This window comes from Shinella yambaruensis (assembly GCF_050859155.1).
In the GTDB taxonomy this organism is placed as follows: Bacteria; Pseudomonadota; Alphaproteobacteria; order Rhizobiales; family Rhizobiaceae; genus Shinella; species Shinella yambaruensis.
The window spans coordinates 3,855,908-3,882,315 of record NZ_CP150638.1 but is presented as its reverse complement, the minus strand read 5'-3'; the positions used below and the strand labels follow the sequence as shown (position 1 = coordinate 3,882,315).

At 65.0% G+C, this 26,408-nt stretch carries 28 protein-coding genes and 1 tRNA gene; 20 read left to right on the top strand and 9 right to left on the bottom strand.

The window, feature by feature from the left end; all coding sequences use genetic code 11:
- Nucleotides 1–209: 209 nt before the first annotated feature.
- Nucleotides 210–542: a hypothetical protein gene (locus tag WMC41_RS18965; protein WP_432345681.1), complete on the bottom strand. Its 333-nt coding sequence runs from the start codon at nt 540–542 to the stop codon at nt 210–212.
- A 471-nt stretch (nt 543–1,013) separates the two neighbouring features.
- On the opposite strand from WMC41_RS18965, the gene WMC41_RS18960 reads away from it, so the two are divergent.
- Both WMC41_RS18960 and WMC41_RS18955 read left to right on the top strand, forming a co-directional pair.
- Nucleotides 1,014–1,511 carry a biliverdin-producing heme oxygenase gene (locus WMC41_RS18960; protein ID WP_432345679.1) on the top strand — a complete coding sequence of 166 codons (498 nt, stop codon included), beginning with the start codon at nt 1,014–1,016 and terminating at the stop codon, nt 1,509–1,511.
- Nucleotides 1,498–4,065 carry an HWE histidine kinase domain-containing protein gene (locus tag WMC41_RS18955; protein WP_432345677.1) on the top strand — a complete coding sequence of 856 codons (2,568 nt, stop codon included), beginning with the start codon at nt 1,498–1,500 and terminating at the stop codon, nt 4,063–4,065. Before WMC41_RS18960 ends, WMC41_RS18955 begins: the two co-directional genes overlap by 14 nt.
- Before the next feature lie 404 nt (nt 4,066–4,469).
- Here WMC41_RS18955 and WMC41_RS18950 read toward each other — a convergent pair whose 3' ends face one another.
- Both WMC41_RS18950 and WMC41_RS18945 read right to left on the bottom strand, forming a co-directional pair.
- Nucleotides 4,470–4,733 (bottom strand): hypothetical protein, encoded by a 264-nt coding sequence (locus WMC41_RS18950; RefSeq protein WP_432345675.1) that lies wholly within the window; start codon nt 4,731–4,733, stop codon nt 4,470–4,472.
- 153 nt (nt 4,734–4,886) lie between these two features.
- Nucleotides 4,887–5,273 carry a hypothetical protein gene (locus tag WMC41_RS18945; protein ID WP_288080989.1) on the bottom strand — a complete coding sequence of 129 codons (387 nt, stop codon included), beginning with the start codon at nt 5,271–5,273 and terminating at the stop codon, nt 4,887–4,889.
- A 149-nt stretch (nt 5,274–5,422) separates the two neighbouring features.
- Between WMC41_RS18945 and WMC41_RS18940 the strand changes: the two genes are divergently transcribed.
- Nucleotides 5,423–5,605 (top strand): hypothetical protein, encoded by a 183-nt coding sequence (locus WMC41_RS18940; RefSeq protein WP_244769370.1) that lies wholly within the window; start codon nt 5,423–5,425, stop codon nt 5,603–5,605.
- Between the two features lie 81 nt (nt 5,606–5,686).
- Here WMC41_RS18940 and WMC41_RS18935 read toward each other — a convergent pair.
- A tRNA-Leu gene (locus WMC41_RS18935) sits at nt 5,687–5,771 on the bottom strand.
- 164 nt (nt 5,772–5,935) lie between these two features.
- On the opposite strand from WMC41_RS18935, the gene WMC41_RS18930 reads away from it, so the two are divergent.
- A complete protein-coding gene (locus tag WMC41_RS18930) occupies nt 5,936–6,451 on the top strand; it encodes a disulfide bond formation protein B (protein ID WP_432345673.1) in 516 nt (171 codons plus the stop codon).
- A gap of 70 nt (nt 6,452–6,521) precedes the next feature.
- Here the strand turns inward: WMC41_RS18930 and WMC41_RS18925 are convergent, their stop codons facing one another.
- Entirely contained in the window at nt 6,522–7,079 is a 558-nt protein-coding gene (locus WMC41_RS18925; protein WP_432345671.1) for an HNH endonuclease, read from the bottom strand.
- 106 nt (nt 7,080–7,185) lie between these two features.
- Complete coding sequence (locus WMC41_RS18920) at nt 7,186–7,836, bottom strand: DNA-3-methyladenine glycosylase family protein (protein ID WP_432345669.1); 651 nt, start codon at nt 7,834–7,836, stop codon at nt 7,186–7,188.
- 150 nt (nt 7,837–7,986) lie between these two features.
- On the opposite strand from WMC41_RS18920, the gene gluQRS reads away from it, so the two are divergent.
- Complete coding sequence (gluQRS, locus tag WMC41_RS18915; protein ID WP_432345667.1) at nt 7,987–8,895, top strand: tRNA glutamyl-Q(34) synthetase GluQRS; 909 nt, start codon at nt 7,987–7,989, stop codon at nt 8,893–8,895.
- Here gluQRS and WMC41_RS18910 read toward each other — a convergent pair.
- Nucleotides 8,842–9,786 (bottom strand): YihY/virulence factor BrkB family protein, encoded by a 945-nt coding sequence (locus WMC41_RS18910; RefSeq protein WP_244769374.1) that lies wholly within the window; start codon nt 9,784–9,786, stop codon nt 8,842–8,844. The genes gluQRS and WMC41_RS18910 overlap by 54 nt on opposite strands.
- Nucleotides 9,787–9,975: 189 nt before the next feature.
- Here WMC41_RS18910 and WMC41_RS18905 point away from each other — a divergent pair, with 189 nt between their 5' ends.
- From WMC41_RS18905 to WMC41_RS18855, 11 genes are all read left to right on the top strand, one after another.
- Nucleotides 9,976–10,824 (top strand): SDR family oxidoreductase, encoded by an 849-nt coding sequence (locus WMC41_RS18905; protein WP_432345665.1) that lies wholly within the window; start codon nt 9,976–9,978, stop codon nt 10,822–10,824.
- Nucleotides 10,825–10,925: 101 nt separating this feature from the next.
- Entirely contained in the window at nt 10,926–11,123 is a 198-nt protein-coding gene (locus WMC41_RS18900; protein ID WP_432345663.1) for a twin transmembrane helix small protein, read from the top strand.
- A 7-nt stretch (nt 11,124–11,130) separates the two neighbouring features.
- Nucleotides 11,131–11,709, top strand: a complete 579-nt coding sequence (locus WMC41_RS18895) for a cob(I)yrinic acid a,c-diamide adenosyltransferase (RefSeq protein WP_432345661.1) — start codon at nt 11,131–11,133, stop codon at nt 11,707–11,709.
- A gap of 34 nt (nt 11,710–11,743) precedes the next feature.
- Nucleotides 11,744–12,529, top strand: a complete 786-nt coding sequence (locus WMC41_RS18890) for a rhomboid family intramembrane serine protease (protein WP_244769377.1) — start codon at nt 11,744–11,746, stop codon at nt 12,527–12,529.
- 183 nt (nt 12,530–12,712) lie between these two features.
- Nucleotides 12,713–13,462 carry an electron transfer flavoprotein subunit beta/FixA family protein gene (locus WMC41_RS18885; RefSeq protein WP_432345659.1) on the top strand — a complete coding sequence of 250 codons (750 nt, stop codon included), beginning with the start codon at nt 12,713–12,715 and terminating at the stop codon, nt 13,460–13,462.
- A 23-nt stretch (nt 13,463–13,485) separates the two neighbouring features.
- Complete coding sequence (locus WMC41_RS18880) at nt 13,486–14,415, top strand: electron transfer flavoprotein subunit alpha/FixB family protein (RefSeq protein WP_432345657.1); 930 nt, start codon at nt 13,486–13,488, stop codon at nt 14,413–14,415.
- A 148-nt stretch (nt 14,416–14,563) separates the two neighbouring features.
- The gene (locus WMC41_RS18875; protein ID WP_432345655.1) at nt 14,564–15,436 is read left to right on the top strand and encodes a 3-hydroxybutyryl-CoA dehydrogenase; all 873 of its coding nucleotides are present in this window, start codon (nt 14,564–14,566) and stop codon (nt 15,434–15,436) included.
- A gap of 142 nt (nt 15,437–15,578) precedes the next feature.
- A complete protein-coding gene (cysP, locus tag WMC41_RS18870) occupies nt 15,579–16,562 on the top strand; it encodes a sulfate ABC transporter substrate-binding protein (protein ID WP_244769381.1) in 984 nt (327 codons plus the stop codon).
- Nucleotides 16,563–16,694: 132 nt separating this feature from the next.
- Nucleotides 16,695–17,516, top strand: coding sequence for a sulfate ABC transporter permease subunit CysT (gene cysT, locus WMC41_RS18865; protein WP_288080976.1), 822 nt, complete (start codon nt 16,695–16,697; stop codon nt 17,514–17,516).
- 2 nt (nt 17,517–17,518) lie between these two features.
- The gene (gene cysW / locus WMC41_RS18860; RefSeq protein ID WP_432345653.1) at nt 17,519–18,415 is read left to right on the top strand and encodes a sulfate ABC transporter permease subunit CysW; all 897 of its coding nucleotides are present in this window, start codon (nt 17,519–17,521) and stop codon (nt 18,413–18,415) included.
- The gene (locus tag WMC41_RS18855; RefSeq protein WP_432345651.1) at nt 18,412–19,434 is read left to right on the top strand and encodes a sulfate/molybdate ABC transporter ATP-binding protein; all 1,023 of its coding nucleotides are present in this window, start codon (nt 18,412–18,414) and stop codon (nt 19,432–19,434) included. Before cysW ends, WMC41_RS18855 begins: the two co-directional genes overlap by 4 nt.
- A gap of 19 nt (nt 19,435–19,453) precedes the next feature.
- Here the strand turns inward: WMC41_RS18855 and tlpA are convergent, their stop codons facing one another.
- Nucleotides 19,454–20,128 carry a thiol:disulfide interchange protein TlpA gene (tlpA, locus tag WMC41_RS18850; protein ID WP_432345650.1) on the bottom strand — a complete coding sequence of 225 codons (675 nt, stop codon included), beginning with the start codon at nt 20,126–20,128 and terminating at the stop codon, nt 19,454–19,456.
- A 22-nt stretch (nt 20,129–20,150) separates the two neighbouring features.
- Between tlpA and argH the strand changes: the two genes are divergently transcribed.
- The 4 genes from argH (at nt 20,151) to WMC41_RS18830 (ending at nt 25,935) form a co-directional block, all read left to right on the top strand.
- On the top strand, nt 20,151–21,554 hold the full coding sequence (argH, locus tag WMC41_RS18845) for an argininosuccinate lyase (protein ID WP_432345648.1): 1,404 nt from the start codon (nt 20,151–20,153) through the stop codon (nt 21,552–21,554).
- 104 nt (nt 21,555–21,658) lie between these two features.
- Entirely contained in the window at nt 21,659–21,844 is a 186-nt protein-coding gene (gene lptM / locus WMC41_RS18840; protein ID WP_432345646.1) for an LPS translocon maturation chaperone LptM, read from the top strand.
- A gap of 73 nt (nt 21,845–21,917) precedes the next feature.
- Nucleotides 21,918–23,186 (top strand): diaminopimelate decarboxylase, encoded by a 1,269-nt coding sequence (gene lysA / locus WMC41_RS18835; protein WP_244769388.1) that lies wholly within the window; start codon nt 21,918–21,920, stop codon nt 23,184–23,186.
- 118 nt (nt 23,187–23,304) lie between these two features.
- Nucleotides 23,305–25,935 carry a TIGR02302 family protein gene (locus WMC41_RS18830; RefSeq protein WP_432345643.1) on the top strand — a complete coding sequence of 877 codons (2,631 nt, stop codon included), beginning with the start codon at nt 23,305–23,307 and terminating at the stop codon, nt 25,933–25,935.
- A gap of 6 nt (nt 25,936–25,941) precedes the next feature.
- Here WMC41_RS18830 and WMC41_RS18825 read toward each other — a convergent pair whose 3' ends face one another.
- Nucleotides 25,942–26,301 (bottom strand): response regulator, encoded by a 360-nt coding sequence (locus WMC41_RS18825; protein WP_064331584.1) that lies wholly within the window; start codon nt 26,299–26,301, stop codon nt 25,942–25,944.
- Nucleotides 26,302–26,408 lie beyond the last annotated feature (107 nt).

The window sequence follows — 26,408 nt, the reverse complement described above, 5'->3', positions numbered from 1 at the left end:
ATCCGGGGGTGTCTGTCGTTGCACCGGATAAATGCGACCGTGCAAAATTTGTTCCCGCTAAAAAGCAAATTTTTTGAAGGACTAGGCAGCGATCCGGATCGATGATTTGCGCGCAGCCGACCGTTGAGATCGGTAGGCGCCTCGTGCCGCGCCCGCGCGCAGGACCGACATGGCGTCCGCGGGCGGCAGGGCCGGTGCCTGCTGCCTGGCTATCGGACTTTGGCATAGATCATCAGCGCAAAGCCTGCGCCCATGCCGGCATAGCAGATCCACGTCAATATTTCCTGCCAGCGCTTGGGACGCAGGCGATCGATTTCCTCGTCGCCTGGCCCGCCATTGCGTGTCTGGAGTCCGAACAGGCCGAGCGTACGATGGGTGGCCTCGCGGTCGATCCTGGTGTTCCGTATCGTGCCGCCGACGATGCGCCCCAAAAGGTAGCGCTTCATGCCCGCGACGAACGAACCGAGGAAGAACGTGTTCAGGATGAAGGAAAAAGCCAGGGCGATGGCAAGCCCTATGATGAACAGGATCCAGTCGCTCATCTGTCCTCCGCCTTGTGCAGGTGCAGCATGGGGATGCGCAAGACGCCCGCGCCTCCGATAATGCCAGGAATACGGCTGATCCAGCCGGCCTATTCGGTTGCGCCGGGACTTTCTCGCCATGCCGGTGGCGGTGTTGGGCGGACTTGCGGAAACGTCTCTCGGCGAATCCCCATGTCCGCGGCCGTGTGAACTATCAAAAAATGCGTTGAGCGCGCATGCCGCTTTTCTTTCTTACCCAAACGGTCCTGCCTGCACTTGTCGTGAGGGACGCAGCGACCTACCTTCCACGGCGATTGTTCGCCGGTTCCGCTGCGTCCTGCCAGTATTCGATTGAGACGCCGCCGTTTCAAACAGAGGAAGGCGGGTGAATTGAGCATCGGGCGATGTTGGCATTCCCGATGTGGAGAAGAGATGGACGGTAGCGAACGACGCTTTGATCTGAGGAAACGCACGCGGACGGCGCATGAGCGATTGGATGCAGCCGTTGGTAGCTTCTGCACCATGGAGGAGTATCGGCACTATCTGATGGGGCTTGCCAGTTTCCGGGCCGCGATGGATGGGGCGTTGCAGCGTGTCGCCTGGCCGGCCGGCTGGTCCTGGCGTCCCACCGCCCTCGCCAGATCGCTTGACAAGGACGCAATCGATCTCGGCCTTCCGACCGCGGGTGAGACCAGCCACGACATCGCGCTTGCCGACCAAAGTGCCCTGCTCGGTGCGCTCTATGTGCTGGAGGGCTCCACGCTCGGTGCGCGGGTTCTTTGCCGGCGGGCGGCGGCGCTTGGGCTTGACGAGGCCTTTGGCGCGCGGCATCTCGCCGTCCTGTCGAAGGACCTGACGCAGTGGCACGCTTTTCTCCTGCTCTTGGACGAGGCTGCGGATTTCGACATCGACCAGGCCGCTGCGTCCGCCAATTCCGTCTTCGCGCTCGCGCTGCAATGCTTTGAAAGTGAACTTCTTGTCGTCCACTGAACCCGTCAATCTCGATACCTGCGACAGCGAGCCTATCCACATCCCGGGCAGCATCCAGTCGCATGGATGCCTTCTCGCCTGCGATATCGGCCTGACGAGGATCGAGAGGGCTTCCGAGAATGCACGGGCGGTCCTTGGCCACGACTGCAATCCGCTCGGCCGCAGCGCCGTCGACGTTATCGGACAAAAACTGCTGCATGACCTGCGCAACGCACTCGCAACGGCGTCGAGCGCGTCGCGGCCAGCGCTTCTTCTCGACATGGTGTGCGGCGAGCGCGTGTTTGACATCGCGATCCATCACTACAAGTCTGCCGTCATCATCGAGTTCGAGCCGGCGCCCTCCGTCGGCCAGCCGCTGCACATCGCGCGGGAAATGATCGGTCGCATCAGCGATATCACGGATGTCGATCGCCTCGTGCAACGCGCGGGGCGGATCGTTGCGGGCGCGACCGGCTACGACCGCGTGATGATCTATCGTTTTGAGCAGGACGGCTCGGGCAAGGTCGTCAGCGAGACGAAACGCGCGGATCTCGAGAGCTTCCTCGGCCAGTACTTTCCGGCGAGCGACATTCCACAGCAGGCGCGTACGCTCTATCTCAAGAACACGATCCGCGTCATAGCCGATACCAGCGGCGAGCGGATGCCGGTCAGCCCCGTGCTCGACGCGTCCGGCGAGCCTCTCGATCTCAGCTTTGCGCATCTGCGCAGCGTCTCGCCGATCCATTGCGAATATTTGCGCAACATGGGCGTGGCGGCGTCCATGTCGATCTCGATCATCCTCGATGGCACGCTTTGGGGACTGATCGCCTGCCATCACTATTCGCCGCGCGCCTTGCCCATGGCGCAGCGCGTGGCCATGGAGGTGTTCGGCGAATTCTTCTCCCTGCACCTCAAATCACTCAAGGAGCGCCGGCGCGTCGCGGCCGTTGCCGGCACCCGCGAGGCGCTCGACCGGTTCCTCATCCTATCGTCCCATCACGAGGACGTTGGCGAACTGCTGCGCCAGAGCCTGCGCGAATTCTCCCGGCTCCTGCCGAATGACGGCGTCGGCGTGATGTTCGAGGGAAAGTGGACGGGTCTCGGCGCCACCCCGCCGGAGGACACGGTCCCCCATCTCCTCGGTTTCATCAGGATGGTCAGCGAGGGCCGCGTATGGGCGACCCATGCGCTGTCGCAGAAGGTGCCCGAAGCCGCGGCCTACGGCGACCGCGTGGCCGGCGTGCTCGCTATTCCGCTCTCGCAGACAGGATCGGATTGCCTGCTCTTCTTCCGAAAGGAACTGGTGCAGACGCTCGACTGGGCGGGCAATCCGGAAAAGACCTACGAGACGGGTCCGCTTGGCGACCGGCTTACGCCGCGCAAGAGCTTTGCGATCTGGAAGGAAACGGTGAAGGACCAGGCTCAGGCCTGGACAGAGTCCGAGCGGGAAATTGCGGAAATAGCACGGGTTTCCATCGTCGAGATCGTTCTGCGCCACAACGAACTGATGGCCGGGGAGCGGCGCAAGTCCGAAGTGCGGCAGCGTATGCTGAACCAGGAGTTGAGTCACCGTGTGAAAAACATCCTGGCCGTCATCAAGTCGCTGGTGACGAGCCCGCAGCATCACAAGAGCACGCTTGAGGACTATGTCGCCACCCTTCAGGGCCGCATCGAGGCCCTCTCGGTCGCCCATGACCAGGTGGTTCGCGGCGATGGCGGCGGCATCCTCGCCGAGCTGCTGCAGGCGGAACTTCAGCCCTACAGGGCAAAGACATCGACCATCAGCCTTTCCGGCCCGTCCGTCTGGCTCGACAGCCGGGCCTTCTCCGTCATGGCGCTGGTGTTTCACGAACTCGCGACCAATGCCGCCAAATACGGGGCTTTGTCGATGGCGACGGGCTCCGTGGAGATTTCCTGGGCGATGACCGGGGAGGCCGTCTGCGAGATCCGTTGGCGCGAACATGGCGGCCCTGTCGTGCATGTTCCCTCCCGCAGCGGCTTCGGCAGCGCATTGATCGAGCGGAGCGTTCCCTACGACCTCAACGGCGAAAGCACGATCCGCTTCGAGCCGTCCGGGCTGGAAGCCGTCTTCAGGATTCCGCCCCCGCATGTGAAGCTCGCGTCATCCGGTTCGGGACCGGCAACGCGCATGGTGGATGACACGTCCGAGCGACCCAACGCTTTGAGCGCAGCCGATCCAGCGGTGCTCATCGTCGAGGACCAAATCCTCATAGCCCTCGACCTGGAGGCCATGCTCGCCGATGAGGGCCTGTCGAAGGTCGCGACCACCAGCTCCGTCAAGCAGGCAATGGCACAGATTGAAGCCAACCCGCCCGACCTTGCTATCCTCGATATCAATCTCGGCCCGACGAACTCCTTCGCCGTCGCCGAAGAACTGCGCAAAAGAGGGACACCCTTTGTGTTCGCGACAGGCTACGGAGAGGGCGCAGAACTCCCTGAAGCATTGGCAGGCGTTCCGATCGTGCGCAAGCCCTATAGCCGGAACGCGATCGTGGCAGCGCTCGGATCCCTGATCGAAAGTCTGCAGCCAGGTTCCGGCAGGGACAAGAGCTGAGCGGAGACAACTTGCAGGCGCGGACAATTAGGGGAGCATGCCGGCCGCTATCGACTCCGCCGCCCGGACGATGCATCTTCTCGTTGTCGAACCAGGGGAGATGTTGCGTTATGGCTCGGCAGCTCGCTTTGATTTTCATTATCGGCGTCATTGCCTATGCCTGTTTTTGGGCGGCGTGGACGTGGTTTTGATTGTGGGGGGCAATCTGAGGAGGGCGGGGTGAGTTTGGATGACTTCATTCGCATCTTCAGGTGTGATGGCGCGATTGCATATGCCCTCGTCGGGTTGGTCCTTTTCTCGGTCGCTTGTGAAGTCACATCGCGGATTCGGAGCTGGGACAGCTATCTCTCGCGCTTCTGGTTCGTCATATACGGCGCGGCCGGGTTCCTGCTCGGCGGTGCGATCTATCTGCTGACCCGCGGGCATTGCGCAGCCAGCGCTCCGGTCGTTGCCGTCCTGTCGCCCCTGCCACTCTGAAATCCCTGCGTTTCGTGGTCGACGGCTTCGTTCCCGGCATGGTCTCCGGCCATATCCAAGGCCGCTCTGCTGGCCTTGGCGAGATCCGCAATCCCTTCGGCAATGCGTAGCAGGTCCTGCGCCGCCCGCTGCCTTTCTTCACGAACGATATCGTCGATCGCTTCTTTCAGAACATCGCGTGTCGTGTCCATGTCTAACAGCGCCTCCATCACTGCGATGACAGGGAGAGGCCCGCCGAGGGCATGGGGATGCTTTACGGGCCTCTCTTGCCGCATGCACAGCGGCTTTGCAAACTTGACTTCCGCCAGATGAATGGCGGATGAACACGCATGTTTCGATGCCAGCTACATCACGCCGTGAACCTTGCATCGCTCGTCCAGGCCGGCGGCGTCCGCCGAGGCAACCATGTCCATGACGGTGAACAGAACGGTGTTGAACGTCTCGCTCGAAACGTGGGTCAGCTTGCCGATAAAGCGGCGCTGTTCACCGCCCCTGGCAGTACTGAAAGTACCGCAGACATAGGTTCCTCCGCCACTTTCGGCCGCGGCTGTCGCCTCTACGAGTTTCGATCCTTGTTGCCCGGAAGAGCGATCAATCCCTGCCTCTATCGCGGCCTGGTCCTCGGCGGTCAATGCATAACGGCCCGTTTGCGGGGTTAGTACCTCCTCCGGCGCGGGCGTCTGGCATGACACCAAGGTCATGGCAAAGAGTACGGTCACAGCTCGTCGCAATGTCTTGCCTCCTGAGATGCGAAGGAAAATATCACCGCATCACGTTCGGTCAAATATCCTCCGGCCTCAGCGGTTCGCGCATCGCTCATCGAACGCGCCAAGGGAACATTGCAGCGTCGGGCCTGTTCTCATATCGAGAGGAGATGAACATGACCGTTGACACCGAACATTCCGGCCCGAAGACGCCGCCCGAGCGCTCGCCCGACCTGCCCGAGGATGTGCCGCAGCGGCCTGTCGAAGAGCCGGCCCCCGATGTGGTGCCCGATGATATTCCCGAACCCGGCCCGGATGTTCCCGATGTGCAGCCAGTGCAGGATCCGCCGGCACGCTAAGTCGCCGCAATCCTTGAACGATGGGGTAAATCTGCCACATTGGCTGCAACGCCTGAGAAACCGGCATTTCCTGAAAAGTTATGGTGCCCCATGCCGGAATCGAACCAGCACTCCTTTCGGAACTCGATTTTGAGTCGAGCGCGTCTACCAGTTCCGCCAATGGGGCACGGCACTTGCAGCCATCGCCGTTTACACGATGCGTTCGCGGGCGGCAACCGGCAAATCCGCGTGCGCTTATGATCACATATGCGTGCGGGTGATTTACAACGTCGCCTCACCTGATAGAAATCGGCGCCGTTCCGCCGGCATCCCCGCCGGCCCGATTGGACAATGCCGATGACCGCATCCCTCGACCTTTCCCGCAAGACATCCGCAGGCCTCCTGACGCTCGGCATGGCGGCGACCGTGGGCGGGGCGCTCGGCTTCGAGCATATCGGTGGCTATATTCCCTGTGCGCTCTGCCTTTTGCAGCGCGATCCCTACTATTACGGCATTCCGGTCGCGATCGCCGCGCTGCTGTCGGCGCTCTTCGGCGGTCCGGTCTGGCTGACGCGGCTCCTGCTCGCCATCGCCGGCATCATGATGCTCGTCGGCGCGGGCATGGGCGTCTACCATGCGGGTGTCGAATGGGGCTTCTGGGAGGGACCTGCGACCTGCGCGACCTCGGCGCAGGGCGTCACGCAGAATGCCGGCGATCTCCTTGCCGACCTCAATTCCAAGCACGGGCCATCCTGCACGGAAGCCTCCTTCCGTTTCCTCGGCCTCTCCTTTGCCGGCTGGAATGTGATCGCAAGCCTCATCCTCGCCGCGATCGCCTTTTCGGGCGTGCGGTCGGCGAAAGCTTGATATCCCCGCAACCCGGTCGCAAATGCCTGTGGGTGCCGCAAAAACGCCTGGCGTCTCTGCGGTTCCGGCATCAGGGCTGCAGTTCGACGTCCCAGTAGAGATAGTCCATCCAGCTTTCGTGCAGATAGTTGGGTGGAAACAGTCGCCCGTTGTTGTGCAGATCCTGAACCGTCGGCTGGTAGGGCTTCTGATGCGGGTGCATGCCCGCCTGCTTCGGCAGCTTGCTGCCTTTTCTCAGATTGCACGGGGAGCAGGCCGCGACCACGTTGCACCAGGTCGTCTCGCCGCCATGGGCGCGGGGGATGACATGGTCGAAGGTCAGGTCGTCCGGCGACCCGCAGTACTGGCATTCGAACCTGTCGCGCAGGAACACGTTGAACCGGGTGAAGGCCGGGTGGCGTGACGGCTGCACGTATGTTTTCAGGCACACGACGCTTGGCAGGCGCATCGTGAAACTCGGGGAAGACACCGAATGATCGTATTCGGCGATGATGTTTACGCGGTCTAGAAACACGGCCTTGATCGCGTCCTGCCAGGACCAGAGCGACAAGGGATAATAACTCAGCGGCCTGTAGTCAGCATTCAGTACAAGGGCTGGCAGGGCCTGTGGTGAAACAGAAATCGTCAAGGGCTTCTCCTGATCGATTCGGCATCTGCCCTTCTATATTAGGCCCGTTGTTACAGCATTGTGAAGCGGGAAAGGAAAAGCGAAAACAAGCTATTTCGCGGGAAGCTCAGCCTTCGAGCACCGGCACCGCCTCGCGGCGCATCTCCCGGGAATAGTAGGCCCAGAACAGCCGGGCGGAGACGCCGCGCCAGGGCGACCAGCCCTCCGCGATCCGGTCGAGTTCCTGCGGGCTCGGGCGCACGGCAAGGCCGAGCGCATGGGCCACCGCGTTTTGCAGTGCGATGTCGCCGGACGGGAAGATATCCGGATGGCCGCCGCAAAAGAGCAGGTAGACATCCGCCGTCCAGCGGCCGATGCCCTTGACCGCGGTCAGCCTGCGAATGGCGGCTGCCGCCTCCATGTGGCAGACCGCGTCGAGATCGAGTTCGCCGCGGTCGACCATTTCCGCGGCACGGCGCAGCGTCTCCGTCTTGGCGCGCGAGAGGCCGACGGCGCGGCAATCCTCGTCGGAAAGATCGAGGATATGGTGGGGCGTGATGTCGCCGGCCGTCTTCTCGAGTCGGTGCCAGATGGCGTCCGCGCTGGCGCGCGAGACCATCTGCGCGACGATGATGCCGGCAAGGCCGCGATAACCGGGCGAGAGACGGCGAAGCGGCACGGGGCCGGCCTTGTCGATGACGGTGAAAAGGCGCGCGTCGAGCAAAGCCAGGTCGACGAGACCCGCCGCGACATCCGCATCCGTCCTGATCATGTGCAACTGCATTTTCCCGAGCGGCCTCGACCCCTGCCGTCACCGCGGCCTTTGCGGTTCAGGTCCTCACTTGTCCCAAGACCCCTGCAAACCGCTGCGCGTCTCTGCGCGGCATGCTTTGGTGGCGTAACGCACCTCTTCGTGCCAGAAGACCTCATGCAAACTGCTTTGTCAAAAAATCGTGTCTTCCGGTTCGCGCCGAGCCCGAACGGCCTTCTGCATCTCGGCCATGCGCTGTCGGCGATCCTCAACCACGACCTTGCCGCGGCCTGCGGCGGGCGCTTCCTGCTGCGCATGGAAGACATCGATCCCGCCCGCTCGCGGCCCGAATTCGAAGCGGCGATCTATCGCGATCTCGCCTGGCTCGGCCTCGACTGGGAAAAGCCGGTGCGGCGCCAGTCGGAGCACCTTGCCTTCTACGGCGGGGCGCTGGAGCGGCTGAAAGCGATGGGCGTGCTCTATCCGGGGTTCCTCAGCCGCGGCGAGGTGAAGGCGCGGGTTCTGGCGCAGGAGGCCGCGGGCGGCGTGTGGCCGCGCGATCCCGACGGCGCGCCGCTCTATCCGACGGAGGAGCGCTCGCTCGACCGGGACCGGGCGCTCGGCTGGATCGCCGCAGGCCGCCAGCACGCCTGGCGGCTCGACATGGAGAAGGCGCTGGCGCTCGTGTCGGAGGCGCTCTCATGGTCGGAGGCGGGCGAGGGGCCGGAGGGCGAGACGGGCACCGTCGCGGCGCGGCCGGAGCGCTGGGGCGATGTCATCCTCTCGCGGCCGGATGCGCCGGCGAGCTACCACCTTGCCGTGGTGCTCGACGATGCAGCGCAGGGCATTACCGACGTGGTGCGCGGGCAGGATCTCTTTCATGCGACGGCCGTGCACCGCCTCCTGCAGAGCCTGCTCGGCCTGCCGGCGCCCTCCTATCGGCACCATGGGCTGGTGCCGGGGCCGGATGGGCGGAAACTGTCCAAGAGCAACGAGGATACCGGCCTTGCGGCCTACCGGGAAAGGGGCGTGTCACCGGCCGGCATTCGCGCCCTGCTCGCGGGCTATGGCTTCGTCCTCCATTGAATCCTCCTCGGGCTGCGGCGGCTTGCGCACGCCGCGGATCCGGTCGAGGATCAGGTGCTTCACCCGGTATTTCATCAGCGCCGCGTTGATTTCCGCGCCGATGATGAAGATCGCCCCGACGATGTAGAGGAAGACCAGCGCGATCATGATCGAGGCGAGGCCGGCATAGGTCGAGACATAGTTGGCGAAGGTGGCGAGGTAGGAGGCGAAGGCATAGGCGCCGATGCCCCAGGCGATGAGCGTCACCAGGATGCCGGGCAGCACGTCGGCGATCTTGCGCCGGCCGGCGGGCAGCCAGAGATGGGCGATCAGGAGGCCGACGAGCAGCACCAGGATGGTGCCGAACAGCCCCCAGCTTTCCACCCAGGAATAGACATAGGTGAGCCAGGGCAGCCAATCGCCCGTCGCCCGGACCGCAAGGGGCGCGGCGACGAGCACGATGCTGATGACCGCCAATGCCAGGACGCCGGCGATGACGAAGCCGAGGCTGGCGAGGCGCGTCACGTACCAGTAGCGCGTCTCGGCCACCCGGTAGGCGCGGTTGAGCGAGACGCGCAGCGCCTCCACCCCGTTCGAGGCGAAATAGGCGGCGGCGAGCACGGAGACCGTCAGCAAGCCGCCGCGCGGGATGGTGAGCACCGCGACGACCTCGCGCGAGATCGGTGCGGCGATCGATTCCGGCCAGGTGTCGAAGATCAGGTGCACGGCGGTTTCGGCGAACTGGTCAGCGCCGAGGAAGGAGCCGAGCGCCGTGCCGAAGATCAGGAAGGGGAAGATCGCCAGCAGCGTCGAGAGCGCGACATGGCTCGCCATCGCCCAGCCGTCGTCTTCGGAAAAGTGCCAGATCGCATCGAAGACGACCTTGTAGGCAAGGCGAATGGCGGTCGGCATCGGCAATCTCGGTCCCTCGCGGCCGTCTTCGGCCGTCTCTCGCATTGTCTGCCCGGGCATAACCCCTTACATCGGGATCGGTTCAAGGGCGACCCGGATTATGGTCCGCCACGCGCCCGTGCATCGGAACGACGTGCGGCACTGGTGGTGAATATGGGAAACACGAGCAGATTTGTACAGGAAACCGCCATGCCTTCTTCAAATGCGTCAACGGTGCCGAGCATCATCGTCACGGGATGCTCCTCGGGCATCGGTGCCCATTGCGCCCGGGCGCTGAAGGCGGAAGGCTGGCGCGTCTTCGCGACGGTGCGCCGGCAGGAGGATCTGGCGAGCCTCGAGGCCGACGGCATCGAGGCGCTGCTGATGGACTATACGAAGCCGGAGACGATCGCCGCGCTTGTCGAGACCGTGCTGGCGCGCACCGGCGGCCGGCTCGATGCGCTCTTCAACAACGGCGCCTACGGCCAGGCCGGTGCCGTCGAGGACCTGCCGGTCGAGGCGCTGCGGATGCAGTTCGAAACCAATGTCTTCGGCTGGCACGACCTGACGCGGCGGGTGATTCCCGTCATGCGCCGGCAGGGTTCTGGACGCATCGTGCAGTGCTCGTCGATCCTCGGCATCGTGCCCTATCGCTGGCGCGGCGCCTACAATGCCTCGAAATTCGCGCTCGAGGCCCTGTCGCTGACACTGCGCATGGAGCTTGCAGGCTCGGGTGTGCATGTCAGCCTCATCGAGCCCGGGCCGATCGCCTCGCGCTTCACGGCCAATGCGCTGACGCATATCGAGCGGAACATCGATCTTGAAAATTCCGTGCATGCGGAAGAGTATCGCCGCCAGTTGCGCCGGCTGCGCGGCGAGGCAAAGCCCGCGCGCGGAAAGCTCGGCCCCGAGGCGGTGCATGCGGTGCTGCGCCATGCGCTGACGGCGAAATCGCCGCGGCCGCACTATATCGTCACGACGCCGGCCAAGCAGGGCGTGCTCCTGAAAAAGCTGCTGCCGGCGGCGCTCTTCTACCGGATCATCGGCAAGCTTGGCTGACGCGGCGCGGCGTCGCAGGGGTTTCGCCTGCAAAAAGCGTGCACTTTGCGCGGAATGCCCTATGTGAATAGGGCTGACGGAAATCAAATCGGATCGTTGGCATGTCTTCCTTCCTTACCTTCATGACCCTGCTCGTCATGGGCCTCGTCGCCATCGTGCTGGTGCGCGGTCTCGTCAACATGGCCAAGGGCGGCAGCGGCAGCACCTCGAACAAGCTGATGCAGCTTCGCGTGCTCTTGCAGGCGATCGCGATCGTCCTCATCATGCTGACGCTCTGGATCACGGGCGGCGGGCGCTGAGGGGAACATGGTCAAGCTCAACAAGATCTACACGCGCACGGGCGATGACGGCACGACCGGCCTTGTCGCCGGGCCGCGCCGCAAGAAGCATGACCTGCGCGTCGAATCCTATGGCGAGGTGGACGAGGCCAATTCCTGCATCGGCCTCGTGCGCCAGCATCTTGCCGAGCATCCCGATCTCGACGCGATGCTGATGCGCGTCCAGAACGACCTGTTCGACCTCGGGGCGGACCTGGCGACGCCGGAGACCGGCAAGAGGCTCGACTACGAGCCGCTGCGCATCGCGCAGGCCCAGGTGGACCGGCTGGAGCGGGAAATCGACCTGCTCAATGCCGATCTTCAGCCGCTGCGCTCCTTCGTCCTGCCGGGCGGAACGCCCGCGGCGGCGGCCCTGCACCTTGCGCGCACCGTGGCGCGCCGGGCGGAGCGGCGGATCGTCGCCTTGCAGGCCTGCGAGGGCGAGGCGGTCTCGGCCGCGGCCGCGGCCTATATCAACCGGCTCTCCGACTTCCTCTTCGTTGCCGCGCGCTGGGTCAACGACAAGGGGCGTACGGACATATTGTGGGTTCCGGGCCAGAACAGGTAAGCTCGCTTCCAGCGCGCCTCGGGGAAGGGGATCCATGTTCATACCGCTGCACGATGCGAACGCCCTGAAATACATCAAGGTGCAGTATGTCACGATCAGCCTGATCGTGATCAATGTCGCGGTCTGGCTGGTGACGGGCCTTGCCTCGACGCAGGCCTTTTCCGACGCGACGGTGGTCGGCCTCGGCTATATCCCCGCGGTCGTCTTCGATTTCGCCGACCTGGAGCCCAGCCTCGTGCTGGTGCCGGAGGACGCGACCTACATCACCTATGCGTTCCTGCATGGGGACTTCATGCACCTTGCCTCGAACATGCTGTTCCTCTGGGTGTTCGGCGACAATGTCGAGGATGCGCTCGGCCATGTCCGCTTCCTCCTTTTCTACCTCCTCTGCGCGGCGGCCGGCGCGCTGGTGCACGGCCTCGTGCAGCCGGATTCGGAGGCGCCGCTGATCGGTGCCTCGGGGGCGATCTCCGGCGTGGTGGCGGCCTATTTCCTGCTGCATCCGAAGGTGCGCGTCTGGGTGCTGGTGTTCTTCCGCATTCCCCTGCCGCTGCCCGCGGTCATTCCGCTCGCCTTCTGGATCGCCCAGCAGTTCTACATGCTGGTGGTCGACGGCGACAGCGGCGTTTCCTGGGGCGCCCATGTCGGCGGCATCCTCGCGGGCGCGCTTCTCGTGCTCGTGCTGCGGCGGCGGGGCGTGCCGCTGTTCGACCGGACCATCGTCACGCCGAAGGCGGTGCGGCATGTCGAGGCGACGCCCGTTGCCAGCGAGGAGGCTGCCTCCCGGCCCTCCGTGCCGCCGACCCACTGGGGGCGGTGAGCGCGTCGCGATGAGAAAATTGACGTGAACGTAAAGGTAATCTATAACCCGTCCGTTTTCGTGGCGGGGGAGGCCGTGATGCATTGTAATTGGGGAAAAAACGCGTATCGATGTCGCCAACCGACAATCAGGGCGCCTTTCAAAGGCGCATTTTCCCTCGCGGGCATTTGAAGGAAGGAAGCCATGAAGATCTTGGTGCCAGTCAAGCGTGTCGTTGACTACAACGTGAAGATCCGCGTGAAGGCGGACGGCTCTGGTGTTGAGCTTGCGAACGTGAAGATGTCGATGAACCCGTTCGACGAGATTTCGGTGGAAGAGGCGCTTCGGCTGAAGGAGGCGGGCAAGGCGGAGGAAGTGGTCGTGGTGTCGATCGGTCCCGCCAAGGCCGAGGAGACGCTGCGCACCGCCCTTGCCATGGGTGCCGATCGCGCCGTGCTGGTCGAGACCGAGGACCAGGTCGAGCCGCTGGCGGTCGCCAAAATCCTCAAGGGCGTGGCGGAAGCGGAGGCGCCGGGCCTCGTCATCGTCGGCAAGCAGGCGATCGACGACGATTCGAACCAGACCGGCCAGATGCTGTCGGCGCTGCTCGGCTGGGCACAGGCGACCTTCGCCTCCAAGGTCGAGATCGGCGATGGCTCGGCGAACGTGACGCGCGAGGTCGACGGCGGCCTGCAGACCATCGAGGTCAAGCTTCCGGCGGTGGTGACGACGGACCTTCGCCTCAACGAGCCGCGTTATGCCTCGCTGCCGAACATCATGAAGGCGAAGAAGAAGCCGCTCGACAGGAAGACGCCCGGCGACTTCGGCGTCGACACGAGCCCGCGCCTGAAGGTCTTGAAGACGGAAGAACCGTCGGGCCGCAAGGCGGGCGTCAAGGTGAAGAGCGTCGCCGAGCTGGTGGAAAAGCTCAAGACCGAAGCCGGCGTGCTCTGAGAACGGAAAGGGAGAACATCATCATGGCCATTCTTCTACTGGCAGACCACGACAATGCTCACCTTTCCGACCAGACCGCCAAGGCGCTGACGGCAGCGAGCAAGATCGGCTCCGACGTGCATGTGCTCGTCGTCGGCAGCAATGCGAAGGCCGCGGCCGAACAGGCGGCGAAACTCTCGGGCGTGACGAAGGTTCTGCTCGCCGACGATGCAAGCCTCGCCAACAACCTCGCCGAGCCGCTGGCCGCGCTGATCGTGTCGCTTGCCGGCAGCTATGACGCCATCGTCTCGGCCGCCACCTCGGTGGGCAAGAACGTCCTGCCGCGCGTTGCCGCCCTGCTCGACGTGGCGCAGGTCTCGGAGATCGTCGAGGTCGTTTCCCCCGACACGTTCAAGCGTCCGATCTATGCGGGCAATGCGATCCAGACGGTCCAGTCGACGGATGCGAAGAAGGTGATCACGGTGCGCACGGCCTCCTTCGCCGCGGCAGGCGAAGGCGGCAGCGCAGCGATCGAGACGGTCTCGGCCGCTGCGAACCCCGGCCTTTCCACCCACATATCCGACGCCCTCTCCTCGTCGGACCGTCCGGAGCTGACGTCTGCGAAGATCATCATCTCGGGCGGGCGTGCGCTCGGCTCGTCGGAGAAGTTCCAGGAGGTGATCCTTCCGGTCGCCGACAAGCTCGGCGCCGCCGTCGGTGCAAGCCGCGCTGCCGTCGATGCCGGCTATGCGCCGAACGACTGGCAGGTGGGGCAGACGGGCAAGGTGGTCGCGCCGCAGCTCTACATCGCCTGCGGCATCTCGGGTGCGATCCAGCATCTGGCGGGCATGAAGGACTCGAAGGTGATCGTGGCGATCAACAAGGACGAGGAGGCGCCGATCTTCCAGGTCGCAGACTACGGCCTCGTCGCAGACCTCTTCGATGCCCTGCCCGAACTCGAAAAGGCGCTTTGAGCCGGCTTTGGGTCCGGCTTTCGCGACGATGATTTCACTGGAAAAATGCGTCGCGGCGCTTTATCACTTCACCGGGCCGGCTCGCCGGCCCGGTGTTTTTTTGCCGACGCGGTAGAGGCGTAGGCGGTGCGATGGGGCGATAGGCGCTATGATCAAGAACGTCGGTATTGTCGGTGCAGGCCAGATGGGATGCGGGATCGCGCACGTCTCTGCCATGGCCGGATACAAGGTCCATATCCACGACCTGTCGCCGGAGCGCATCGAGACCGGGCTCGCCACGATCAACGGCAACCTCGCCCGCCAGGTTTCCTCCGGCAAGATGACCGACGAGGAGCGCAAGAAGGCGCTCGCCCTGATCAAGGGGTCGGCAGACATCAACGACCTCTCCGACGCCGATCTCGTCATCGAGGCGGCGACAGAGGACGAGACCGTCAAGCGCAAGATCTACGGCCAGGTCTGTTCGGTGCTGAAGCCCGAAGCGATCCTTGCGACCAACACCTCCTCGCTCTCGATCACCCGGCTGGCGTCCGCCACCGACCGGCCGGAACGCTTCATGGGCATCCATTTCATGAACCCCGTCCCGGTCATGAAGCTGGTGGAGCTCGTGCGCGGCATCGCGACCGAGGAAAGCACGTTCTCCGCCGCCAAGGAATTCGTCGCCAAGCTCGACAAGACGATCACCGTTGCGGAGGATTTCCCGGCCTTCATCGTCAACCGCATCCTGTTGCCGATGATCAACGAGGCGATCTACACGCTCTATGAGGGCGTCGGCTCGGTGGAAGCCATCGACACGGCGATGAAGCTCGGCGCCAACCATCCGATGGGCCCGCTCCAGCTTGCCGATTTCATCGGCCTCGATACGTGCCTGTCGATCATGCAGGTGCTGCACGACGGGCTCGCCGACTCGAAGTATCGTCCGTGCCCGCTGCTGGTGAAATATGTCGAGGCCGGCTGGCTCGGCCGCAAGTCCGGCCGTGGCTTCTACGACTATCGCGGCGAGGTCCCGGTCCCGACGCGCTGAGCGGCCGGACATTCCCCGAGCCGTCCCTTTCAGGGAAAAATGTTTCGCCTGCTGCAAGCGCCACGGCAGGCCATGCCTCGGATCGGAACCGGCCGGTCGCTATTGTCTGCCCGAATTCAGGTTCCATTCGGGGTTTTTTCAGATGAAACGTTTGCTCCTTCTCGGCGTGGCTCTCCTTGGCCTCGCCGCTCCGTTCTCCGCGCAGGCCGCCGACAAGCTGCTCAACGCTTCCTATGACGTGGCGCGCGAGCTTTTCGCTGCCGAGAACGAGGCCTTCGTGAAGGCGCATCCGGGCGTCACCGTCGACCAGTCGCATGGCGGCACCTCCAAGCAGGCGCGCGCCATCGTCGAGGGCCTCGAAGCCGACGTCGTGACCTTCAACCAGGTGACGGACATCGACTTCCTCGTGAAGAACGGCTTCGTCGCGGAAGGCTGGCAGCAGAAGTTCCCGAACAGTGCCTCGCCCTTCTACTCCTTCCCCTCCTTCCTCGTTCGCGCCGGCAATCCGAAGAACATCAAGGACTGGTCCGACCTTGCCCGCGACGACGTGAAGGTCATCTTCCCGAACCCGAAGACCTCGGGCAACGCGCGCTACACCTATCTTGCCGCGACCGCCTATGCCAAGGAGGCGTTCGGCAACGACCCGGTCAAGGTCGAGGAATTCGTCACCAAGATCTTCGACAACGTGCCGGTCTTCGACACGGGCGGGCGCGCGGCGACGACGACCTTCGTCGAGCGCGAGATCGGCGATGTCATCATCACCTTCGAGGCGGAGACCAAGTCGATCGCCAAGCAGTATGGCGAGGACAAGTTCGAGAGCGTCGTGCCCTCCGTCTCGCTGCTCGCCGAATTCCCGGTCGCCATCGTCGACAAGGTGGCCGACGCCAAGGGCAGCCGGGATCTTGCAAAATCCTACCTCGACTTCCTCTACGCGCCGGAAGGCCAGAAGATCGCCGCCGAATTCGGCCACCGTGTCCATGACGAGACGGTCGCCGCGGAATTCAAGGACCAGTTCCCGGAGATCCGCCTGGTGAACGTCGATGACGTCTTCGGCGGCTGGAAGAAGATCTCCGAGGAGCACTTCGCCGAAGGCGGCACGCTGGACAAGATCTACGGCAGCCGTTGATCCCTCGACCTTCGTTCTATTGCGACCGGCGGGCGAAACCCCCGCCGGTTGTGGCGTGAAAAGGGCGCAAATCCCGGCGGAACAGTGCGTCCCCATGCTCTTCATGACATTGCTTGAGAAAGGAAGCGCCTCTTGAGACGGCGTGTACTGCCCGGATTGCCGCTCGCGCTCGGCATAACCCTCGTCTATGTGGCGATCATCGTCGTGCTGCCGCTGGCCGCGCTCGTCTTCAAGGCGGCGAGCCTCGGGCCTGAGGACTACTGGCGCATCGTCTCGTCGGACCGCGCCTTTGCCAGCTACCGGGTCACGGTGCTCTGCGCACTGGCGGCGACGGTGTTCAACCTTGTCTTCGGCCTGTCGCTCGCCTGGGTGCTGGTGCGCTACCGCTTTCCCGGCCGCCGGCTTGTCGATGCGCTTGTCGATCTGCCCTTCGCGCTGCCGACGGCCGTCGCGGGCATCGCTCTCACCACGCTTTTCGCCACCAACGGCTGGTTCGGCGGGCCGCTTTCGCTTCTCGGCATCAAGGTCGCCTACACGCCGCTCGGCATCATCGTCGCCATGAGCTTCACCAGCATCCCCTTCATCGTGCGCACGGTGCAGCCGGTGCTGGAGGAGCTGGATCCGGCGCTGGAAGAGGCGGGGCAGACGCTGGGGGCGAGCGACCTGTCGATCTTCACCGGCGTCATCCTGCCGCTCCTGGCGCCGGCGCTTCTGGCCGGTGTCTCGCTCTCCTTCGCCCGCAGCCTCGGCGAGTTCGGCGCCATCATCTTCATCGCCGGCAACCAGCCGTTCTCCACCGAGATCACGGCACTGCTCGCCTTCATCCGGCTGGAGGAATACGACTACCCGGCCTCCGCCGCGATCGCCTCCGTCATGCTGCTGACGGCCTTCGTCATGCTGGCTGTCACCAATTTCATGCAGGCCCGCGCCCTGCGCTACACGGCAAGGGGCTGACCATGGCGCATCACGGAAAGGGCAAGCCGCCCCGCGTCGGCGACAATCCGGTCTTCCGCCGCACGCTGCTCGCCTTCGTGCTCGTGCTGGTCGCGCTGATGATCGTCGCACCGCTCGTCGTCATCGCCGTCGAGGCCTTCTCGCGTGGTGTCGGCTATTTTGCCGCCTCGATCGCCGATCCGGATACGCGGCACGCGATCCTGCTGACGGTCGTCACGGCGCTGATCGCGGTGCCGGTCAACACGGCCTTCGGCGTCGCGGCGGCCTGGGCCATCACCAAGCACGATTTCCGCGGCAAGCGGCTGCTCACCGTCGTCATCGAACTGCCCTTCTCCGTGTCGCCCATCGTGGCGGGTGTCTCCTATCTCTTCGTCTACGGCCTGCAGGGCCTGTTCGGCCCGGCGCTGCAATCGGCGGAGATAAAAATCCTCTTCGCGCTGCCGGGCATCGTGCTGGCCAGCATGTTCGTGACGGCGCCCTTCGTGGCGCGCGAGCTGATCCCGCTGATGCAGGCGCAGGGACGCGACCTCGAGGAGGCTGCGACGTCGCTGGGGGCGAGCGGCTGGCGCACCTTCTTCTCCGTCACGCTGCCGAACATCAAGTGGGCGCTGCTCTACGGTGTCGTGCTCTGCAATTCGCGCGTGATGGGCGAATTCGGTGCCGTTTCCGTCGTCTCGGGCAATATCCGCGGCCAGACGAACACGCTGCCGCTGCATATCGAGCTGCTCTATCACGACTACAACGCGGCCGGCTCCTTCGCCGCCGCATCCATTCTCGCCGGCCTTGCCATCGTCACGCTCATCGCCAAGGTGGCACTGGAGCGTCAGGGCGCGGGCCGCGTCCAGCGCCCCTCTCAGCTGGCCGGCGCCGACAGCATCACCCCGGAGGTAAAACCGTGAAGATCCGCCTTACCAACGTGGTCAAGGAGTTCCAGACCTTTCGCGCCGTGCACGGCGTGTCGCTCGATATCGAGAGCGGCGAGCTGGTGGCGCTGCTCGGCCCCTCCGGCTCCGGCAAGACGACGATCCTGCGCATGGTCGCCGGCCTCGAATATGCCGATGGCGGCGCGATCTATTTCGGCGAGGAGAATGCCACCGACATTCCGGTGCGCGAGCGCGGCGTCGGTTTCGTCTTCCAGCACTATGCCCTCTTCCCGCACATGACCGTCGGCGAGAACATCGCCTTCGGCATGAAGGTCTCCAAGGTCAAGCGTTCGCCCGAGGCGATCGCCAAACGTGTTGCCGAACTGCTCGATCTCGTGCAGCTCGGCGGCCTCAAGGACCGCTTTCCCGGCCAGATCTCCGGCGGCCAGCGCCAGCGCGTGGCGCTCGCCCGGGCGCTCGCCGTCGATCCGCGCGTGCTGCTGCTCGACGAGCCTTTCGGCGCGCTCGACGCCAATGTGCGGCGGGACCTGCGCCGCTGGCTTCGGAAAATTCATGACGAACTGGGCATCACCACGCTCTTCGTCACGCACGACCAGGAAGAGGCGCTGGACCTTGCCGACCGGGTCGTCATCCTGAACAAGGGCAAGATCGTGCAGGAGGGGACGCCCGAGACGGTCTGCCGCAACCCGGCCGATGCCTTCGTGATGAACTTCCTCGGCGATGCGAACCGGCTCGATGCGGATATCCGCGGCGGCAAGGCCTATGTCGACGGCGTGGCCTTCGAGGCCGGCGGCGTGGCGGATGGCGGCGGCCAGATCCTGTTCCGCCCGGCCGACGTCACCTGGCGCGACGAGGGGCAAGGCATTGCCGCGAAGATCGTGCGCGTCATCGACCGGCCCGATTCGCGCCGCGTGCTGGCCCTGACGGGCAGCGGCCAGCCGGTCGAGTTCGATACGGCGCCGGAATTCCCGTACGGCAAGGGCGAGGAGGGTTTCCTCGACATCCGACGGCCACGCGCCTATCCGGCGGCGTGAGGGAAACTCCGGCTGCGGCTTAGCTTTCCGGCGCCGCCAGCGCGGCGTTGATCAGCGCCTTGGCGTCCTCGCTGTCCCAGGCGGCGGGGCCGTTCATGGCCGAGATCAGACAACCCTTGTCGTCCATCAGCAGCGTGACAGGCAGGCCGAAGGCGAGGCCTTCCTTCTTCAGCGTGTTGAAGACGCCCATCGAGGCGTCGCGGTAGTAGCCGAGATCGTTGACGCCCGTTTCGGTGAGGAAGGCCTTCGGCTTCTCGTCGTCGCCGGTGTCGATGTTGATCGCGACGACCTCGAACCTGTCGCTGCCGAGCTCCTTTTCGAGTGCGTTGAGCGCCGGCATCTCCTCGCGGCACGGAACGCACCAGGTGGCCCAGAGGTTGACGAGCAGCGTCTTGCCGGAAAAATCGGCGATCGTCCTCTTCTTGCCGTCGGGGCCGTCGAAGACGAGATCGGGCAGCGGGCGGTGTGCGTCCACCGTGCGCATGGCGGCGACCTGCCCCTTGGAAAAGGGCGTCAGGGCTTCGGCCTTCGCCGCGGCGGCCGCGCAGGCGGCGGGATCGGCGGAAGCGACCGCGCCATTGCCAGACAGGCTTTCCTTCACGTATATCGCAGCACCACCGGCGAGAAGTCCGGCGAGCCCGGCAATGGCGATGAGCTTTCCTGCCGGCAGGCCGAGTTTCTTCTTCACTGTCATTTCATTCTCCAGGACGGGACCCATGGCTGACGGCACTTCCGAGACGAAATCCTCGAACCAGATGTGGGGCGGCCGTTTCGCCTCGGGACCGGATGCGATCATGGAGGAGATAAATGCCTCCATCGGCTTCGACAAGAAGCTTTACGCCCAGGACATCCGCGGCTCAAAGGCGCATGCCGAGATGCTCGCCCACCAGGGCATCATTTCGGCGGACGATAAGGAAAAGATCGTTCACGGTCTCGACACGATCCTGTCAGAGATCGAAAGCGGAAGTTTTGAGTTCTCCCGCCGGCTGGAAGACATCCACATGAATGTCGAGGCGCGGCTGGCGACGCTGATCGGCCCCGCGGCCGGCCGCCTGCACACCGCCCGCTCGCGCAACGACCAGGTGGCGCTCGACTTTCGTCTCTGGGTGAAGGAAGAGCTGCAGAAGACGGAGAAGGCGCTGACGGGTCTGATATCGGCCTTCCTCGACCGTGCCGAGGAGTATGCCGAGACCGTCATGCCGGGCTTCACCCATCTGCAGACCGCCCAGCCGGTGACCTTCGGCCACCATTGCATGGCCTATGTCGAGATGTTCGGCCGCGACCGCCAGCGCGTGCGCCACGCCATCGAGCATCTCGACGAAAGCCCGATCGGCGCCGCCGCGCTTGCCGGCACGGGCTACAATATCGACCGGCACATGACGGCGAAGGCGCTCGGCTTCCGCGAGCCGACCCGCAATTCCATCGATACCGTGTCGGACCGCGATTTCGCCCTGGAATTCCTGTCGATCGCCGCGATTGCCGGTGTTCACCTGTCGCGCCTTGCCGAGGAGATCGTCATCTGGTCGACGCCGCAATTCGGCTTCATCCGCCTGTCGGATGCCTTCTCCACCGGCTCCTCCATCATGCCGCAGAAGAAGAATCCGGACGCCGCCGAGCTGGTGCGCGCCAAGACCGGCCGCATCAACGGCTCGCTGATCGCGCTCCTGACGGTCATGAAAGGCCTGCCGCTCGCCTATTCCAAGGACATGCAGGAAGACAAGGAACAGGTCTTCGACGCGGCCGAGAGCATCGAGCTGGCGATTGCAGCGATGACCGGCATGGTGCGCGACATGACGATCCGCACCGACAGGATGAAGGCGGCGGCCGGGTCCGGCTATTCCACCGCCACCGATCTTGCCGACTGGCTGGTGCGCGAGGCGGGGCTTCCTTTCCGCGACGCGCATCATGTGACGGGCCGCGCCGTGGCGCTGGCCGAGGGCAAGGGCTGCGACCTTGCCGACCTGTCGCTCGAGGAGCTGCAGGCGATCCATGCCGCCATCACCGCCGACATCTTCAACGTCCTGACGGTCGAGGCCTCGGTTGCGAGCCGCAAGAGTTTCGGCGGCACCGCGCCCCTGGAGGTCCGCAAGCAGATCGCCTGGTGGCGGCAGCGGAACTGATCAGATTGCTTGCAGGACTCATCAGTAGATTAAGGGTGCACAAGGGCGGGCGAATTCGATAAGGATGGTGCCCACCCGATCACCGGCATTCCAGGGAACGCTTCATGACACGCATCGATATCGGCAGGCTGGTTCTCGTGCTCTGCCTTTCCGCAGCGGTTCTGACCGCCTGCGGCCGCAAGGGCGATCTCGACCTGCCGGGCGGCGCGCAGCCGGTCTACAAGACCGTCGACGGCAAGAAGGTCGAGCAGGTCGAAGACAAGCCCTTCATCCTCGATCCCCTTCTCTAGTTTTGATGTCCTCCCGAACGCAAAGCCGCTGCACGGTTTTGCCGGAATTGCCCTTGTTTAACGGACGAGACCTGTGAACCATTTCGAGCATCGCGACGGCATCCTCCATGCGGAGGACGTGCCCGTTCCGGAGATCGCCAAGGCGGTCGGCACGCCCTTCTACGTCTATTCGACGGCCACGCTGGAGCGCCACTACAAGGTCTTCGCCAAGGCCTTCGACGGCGTCGATGCCATGGTGTGCTATGCCATGAAGGCGAATTCGAACCAGGCGGTGCTGAAGACGCTCGCCCGGCTCGGCGCCGGCATCGACGTGGTCTCGGAAGGCGAACTGCGCCGGGCGCTGGCCGCCGGCGTCCCCGCCTCGCGCATCATGTTCTCCGGCGTCGGCAAGACGCCGCGCGAGATGGACCTTGGCCTCGAGGCCGGCATCTACTGCTTCAACGTCGAGTCCGAGCCGGAGCTGGAGGTGTTGAACGCCCGCGCCGTGAAGGCCGGCAAGGTGGCGCATGTCTCCTTCCGCATCAATCCGGACGTCGATGCCCGCACGCACGCCAAGATCTCGACGGGCAAGAAGGAAAACAAGTTCGGCATTTCCTGGGAGCGCGCCCGCGCCGTCTATGCCCGCGCCGCCGGCCTGCCGGGCATCAAGGTGACCGGCATCGACATGCATATCGGCAGCCAGATCACCGAGCTGCAACCCTTCGAGGACGCCTTCAAGCTCTTGCGCGAACTCGTCGACACGCTGCGTGCCGACGGCCACACGATCGATCACGTCGATGTCGGCGGCGGCCTCGGCATCCCCTACAAGACGGACAATGCGCCGCCGCCGCTGCCGGACGCCTATGCCGAGATTGTCAAGAACCAGCTCCAGGGTCTGAACTGCAAGATCGTCACCGAGCCCGGCCGGCTGATCGTCGGCAATGCCGGCATCCTCGTCACCGAGGTCATCTATGTGAAGGACGGCGGCGAGAAGACCTTCGTCATCGTCGATGCGGCCATGAACGACCTCATCCGCCCGACGCTCTACGAGGCCTGGCACGAGATCCAGCCGGTCGTCATCTCCGCCGCCAGCGCGCCGCGCATCCGGGCGGACGTGGTGGGCCCGGTCTGCGAGACCGGCGACTATCTGGCGCAGGACCGCGAAATGGCGCAGCCGAAGCCCGGCGACCTGATCGCCGTCGGTTCCGCCGGTGCCTATGGCGCCGTGCAGGCCGGCACCTATAACAGCCGCCTGCTGGTGCCGGAGGTGCTGGTCAACGGGGCCGCGTTCCATGTCGTGCGGCCGCGGCAGAGCTATGACGACCTGATCGGCCTCGATTCGGTGCCGGACTGGCTCGCCTGACCTTCGGAAGCGCTAAAACCAGCCGCCTGCGCGATCACGATTTTGCGCGTGCCCTCGTCTTCGCCACAAAGCATGTTATCTTTTGGTGGTGACAACCTGCAGCGGAGAGCGGCGACCGATGGCGATTGACACGCGAGGACAGCGCGGGAAGGAGGCGACCGGCAGCCCGGTGGCCCGCCGGCTCGCGGGAAAACGCCTTGCCGCCCAGGCCATCCTCTATCTGGAAGCGCTCGCCCCGCGGGTGCTGCCGATCCTGCTTCTCGTCGCGGCTTTCCTGGCGCTCACCTGGTTCGGCTATTTCCGCCATGTGCCGGCCTGGCTGCATCTTGCGACGCTCGCCGCCTTCGCGCTCGGCCTCGTCGGCCTGCTCGTCCGCCTGCGCGGCATCGTCTGGCCGTCGACCGACAAGGCCTATCGCATGCTGGAGGCGCGCAATGCGCTCGCCCACCAGGCGATCCGGGTGCAGGACGACCGGCCGGCCGGCGGCGATGCCTTTGCCGAGGCGCTGTGGCGCGAACACCAGGCCCGCATGGCGCGGATGATCGGCACGCTGAGGACCGGGGCGCTGGAGCCCGATATCGCCCGGTACGACCGCCATGCCCTGCGTGCGGTGCCGCTGCTCCTCGTCGCCATCGCCTTTGCCTTTTCCTATTCCAACCGCGGCGGCCTTCTGGCCGATGTGGTTACCGTCCGCGCGCCCGCCGAAACCGCGCCGGACGTGCGCATCGACGCCTGGGTGACGCCGCCGGCGCACACGTCGCGCGCGCCCATCTTCCTGACCGGCAGCCCGCAGGGTCAGCCGGGCGAGGCCGCCAGGGGCGAGATCCGCATTCCGCAATTCAGCGAACTGACCGTGCGCGTCACCGGCGGTGGCGGCGACGAGGCGGTGAGCTATCAGGTAACCGGCGAAACCGCGGCCACGGCCATCCTCCCCGAGGCGGAAAAGCCGAAGGATGAAAAAGCCGAGGCTTCGAAGGTCGAGGCGAAGGTGCCGGTGGCGGCCGCCAATGATGCCAGGACCATGCGCTACAAGATCCTGAAGGACGGCACGCTCTCGGTTGCCGGCCAGACCTGGACCTTTGCGGTCATTCCGGACCGCGTGCCGGAAATCGCCTTCGACGGCATCCCGAAGAAGACCGTCGCCTCGGCGCTGGAGATCAGCTTCATCGCCAAGGACGATTACGGGATCCAGGAGGCCCATGCGGAGATCGTGCCGGTCGAAAAGCCGAAGGATGCGCGTCCGCTCTATCCGTTGCCGGAGTATAGGCTCGACCTGCCTCGCCGTGCCGCGCGCGACGCCAAGGGCACGACGAGCCGCAACCTGTCCGAACACCCGCTCTCCGGCAAACGCGTGAAGATCACGCTCGTCGCCAAGGATGCCGCCGGGCAGGAGGGGCGCAGCCAGCCTGTCGAGATGATCCTGCCGGCCAAGACCTTCTTCGAGCCGCTCGCCGCGGCCGTCGCCGAACAGCGGCAGGTCTTCGCGCTCGATGCCAACCAGCTGCCGCATGCGATCGCGCTCAACGAGGCGCTGACGATCCGGCCGGAAGAGACGATCTCCAACCTCACGCATTACCTGCTGCTGCAATCGGCCAATGCGCGCATGAAGCTCTCCCGCACGGACGACCAGATGCGCGAGACGGCGGACTATCTCTGGGAAATCGCCCTCGGCATCGAGGACGGCAACCTGTCGCTGGCCGACCGCCGGCTGCGCGAGGCGCAGAAGGCGCTTTCCGAGGCGCTGGAGCGCAACGCCTCCGACGAGGAGATCGCCGCGCTCATGAAGGAACTGCGCGAGGCGATGCAGGCCTATATGGAGGAGCTTGCGCGCCAGGCGGCCAAGAACGGCCAGATGCAGCAGAATGCCCAGCAGCAGGGCCAGATCCTGCGCCAGCAGGACTTGCAGCGCATGATGGACCAGATCGAGAATCTGGCCCGTTCCGGCGCGCGTGACCAGGCCCAGCAGATGCTCTCCGAGCTGCAACGCATGATGAACAACCTGCAGGCCGGCCGGCCGCAGCAGGGCCAGCAAGGCCAGCAGAACGACGCGATGCGCCAGCAGATGGACAAGCTCGGCCAGCTGATGCAGCAGCAGCAGAAGCTGATGGAGCAGACCTTCCAGTTCGACCAGGCGCTGCGTGACCGCCAGCAGCGCGGCGATCCGATGCCGGGCGAGGAGGGCGAGCAGCGGCCGGGCGACAACGGCGCCGGCCAGCAGCCGACCGACCAGATGACGGCCGAACAGTTGCGTGAGGCGCTGAAGAAGCTGCAGGAGCAGCAGGACGCACTGGGCAAGCAGCTCGACGAGATTCAGGAAGCGCTGAAGGGCATGGGGCTGGAGCCCGGCGAAGGCTTTGGCCAGGCCGGCCGCGAGATGAAGGGTGCTTCGGAAGCGCTCGGCGAGGGCCAGGGCGAATCGGCCGTCGGCAGCCAGGGCCGCGCGCTGGAGGCGCTGCGCCAGGGCGCGCAGAACATGATGAGCCAGATGCAGGCCATGATGGGGCAGGGACAGGGCCAGGGACCGGGCGAAGGTATCCCGCAGGCGGGCCGCAACGGCCGCGATCCGCTGGGCCGCGAGCGCACCCTCAACGGGCAGGGCCCGGATTTCGGCGGGCCGACCAAGGTTCCGGAAGAGATCGACATCCAGCGGGCGCGTGAAATCCTGGAGGAGATCCGCCGTCGCCTCGGCACCGGGGCAGCGCCCGGTTTCGAACGGGATTATCTGGAGCGGCTGCTCGGAATCCGCTGAAGCGCGTCAGGCCGCGAGCGCCGTCGCCACGGCGCGGCGGATGTCCGGCAGGCTGAAGGGCTTGCTCACCACGTCGACGATCTTCGAGGCAAGGTCGTCGGCCCGCTCGCGCTGCTCGGCATAACCGGTCATCAGCAGGATCTTCAGCGCCGGATGGGCGGCGGACGCCTTGTGGGCGAGCTCGATGCCGTCCATCACGGGCATGCGGATGTCGGACAGGAGGAGATCGAAGCCGCCCTCCGTCAGGGCGTCGAGCCCTGCGGCACCGTCCGGCGCCTCGACGGTCTCGTGGCCGTCCATGCGCAGCGCCCGCGCCACGAAGGTGCGGAGCGAATCCTCGTCCTCGGTGATCAGGATCTTGGCCATCGGTTCCCCTTTCGGTCCGTTCATCCGGCCCTGCTCCAGGCTGCCGCTGTCTGGGCGGCGGAACAGAAGGCCGAGCGGCAGGCCGATTCTCCGGTGCCGCTCCGTGA

Excerpts from the sequence above, each read along its gene's own strand:
- WMC41_RS18940 (WP_244769370.1), top strand. The coding sequence starts at position 5,423 with ATGACCGTTGACACCGAACATTCCGGCCCGAAGACGCCGCCCGAGCGC.
- WMC41_RS18890 (WP_244769377.1), top strand. The coding sequence starts at position 11,744 with ATGTTCATACCGCTGCACGATGCGAACGCCCTGAAATACATCAAGGTG.
- WMC41_RS18965 (WP_432345681.1), bottom strand. The coding sequence starts at position 542 with ATGAGCGACTGGATCCTGTTCATCATAGGGCTTGCCATCGCCCTGGCT.
- WMC41_RS18825 (WP_064331584.1), bottom strand. The coding sequence starts at position 26,301 with ATGGCCAAGATCCTGATCACCGAGGACGAGGATTCGCTCCGCACCTTC.
- cysW (WP_432345653.1), top strand. The coding sequence starts at position 17,519 with ATGGCGCATCACGGAAAGGGCAAGCCGCCCCGCGTCGGCGACAATCCG.
- WMC41_RS18895 (WP_432345661.1), top strand. The coding sequence starts at position 11,131 with ATGGTCAAGCTCAACAAGATCTACACGCGCACGGGCGATGACGGCACG.
- argH (WP_432345648.1), top strand. The coding sequence starts at position 20,151 with ATGGCTGACGGCACTTCCGAGACGAAATCCTCGAACCAGATGTGGGGC.
- WMC41_RS18930 (WP_432345673.1), top strand. The coding sequence starts at position 5,936 with ATGCCGATGACCGCATCCCTCGACCTTTCCCGCAAGACATCCGCAGGC.
- gluQRS (WP_432345667.1), top strand. The coding sequence starts at position 7,987 with ATGCAAACTGCTTTGTCAAAAAATCGTGTCTTCCGGTTCGCGCCGAGC.
- WMC41_RS18910 (WP_244769374.1), bottom strand. The coding sequence starts at position 9,786 with ATGCCGACCGCCATTCGCCTTGCCTACAAGGTCGTCTTCGATGCGATC.
- WMC41_RS18875 (WP_432345655.1), top strand. The coding sequence starts at position 14,564 with ATGATCAAGAACGTCGGTATTGTCGGTGCAGGCCAGATGGGATGCGGG.
- tlpA (WP_432345650.1), bottom strand. The coding sequence starts at position 20,128 with ATGACAGTGAAGAAGAAACTCGGCCTGCCGGCAGGAAAGCTCATCGCC.
- WMC41_RS18900 (WP_432345663.1), top strand. The coding sequence starts at position 10,926 with ATGTCTTCCTTCCTTACCTTCATGACCCTGCTCGTCATGGGCCTCGTC.
- WMC41_RS18885 (WP_432345659.1), top strand. The coding sequence starts at position 12,713 with ATGAAGATCTTGGTGCCAGTCAAGCGTGTCGTTGACTACAACGTGAAG.
- cysP (WP_244769381.1), top strand. The coding sequence starts at position 15,579 with ATGAAACGTTTGCTCCTTCTCGGCGTGGCTCTCCTTGGCCTCGCCGCT.
- WMC41_RS18880 (WP_432345657.1), top strand. The coding sequence starts at position 13,486 with ATGGCCATTCTTCTACTGGCAGACCACGACAATGCTCACCTTTCCGAC.
- WMC41_RS18950 (WP_432345675.1), bottom strand. The coding sequence starts at position 4,733 with ATGGACACGACACGCGATGTTCTGAAAGAAGCGATCGACGATATCGTT.
- lptM (WP_432345646.1), top strand. The coding sequence starts at position 21,659 with ATGACACGCATCGATATCGGCAGGCTGGTTCTCGTGCTCTGCCTTTCC.
- WMC41_RS18905 (WP_432345665.1), top strand. The coding sequence starts at position 9,976 with ATGCCTTCTTCAAATGCGTCAACGGTGCCGAGCATCATCGTCACGGGA.
- WMC41_RS18830 (WP_432345643.1), top strand. The coding sequence starts at position 23,305 with ATGGCGATTGACACGCGAGGACAGCGCGGGAAGGAGGCGACCGGCAGC.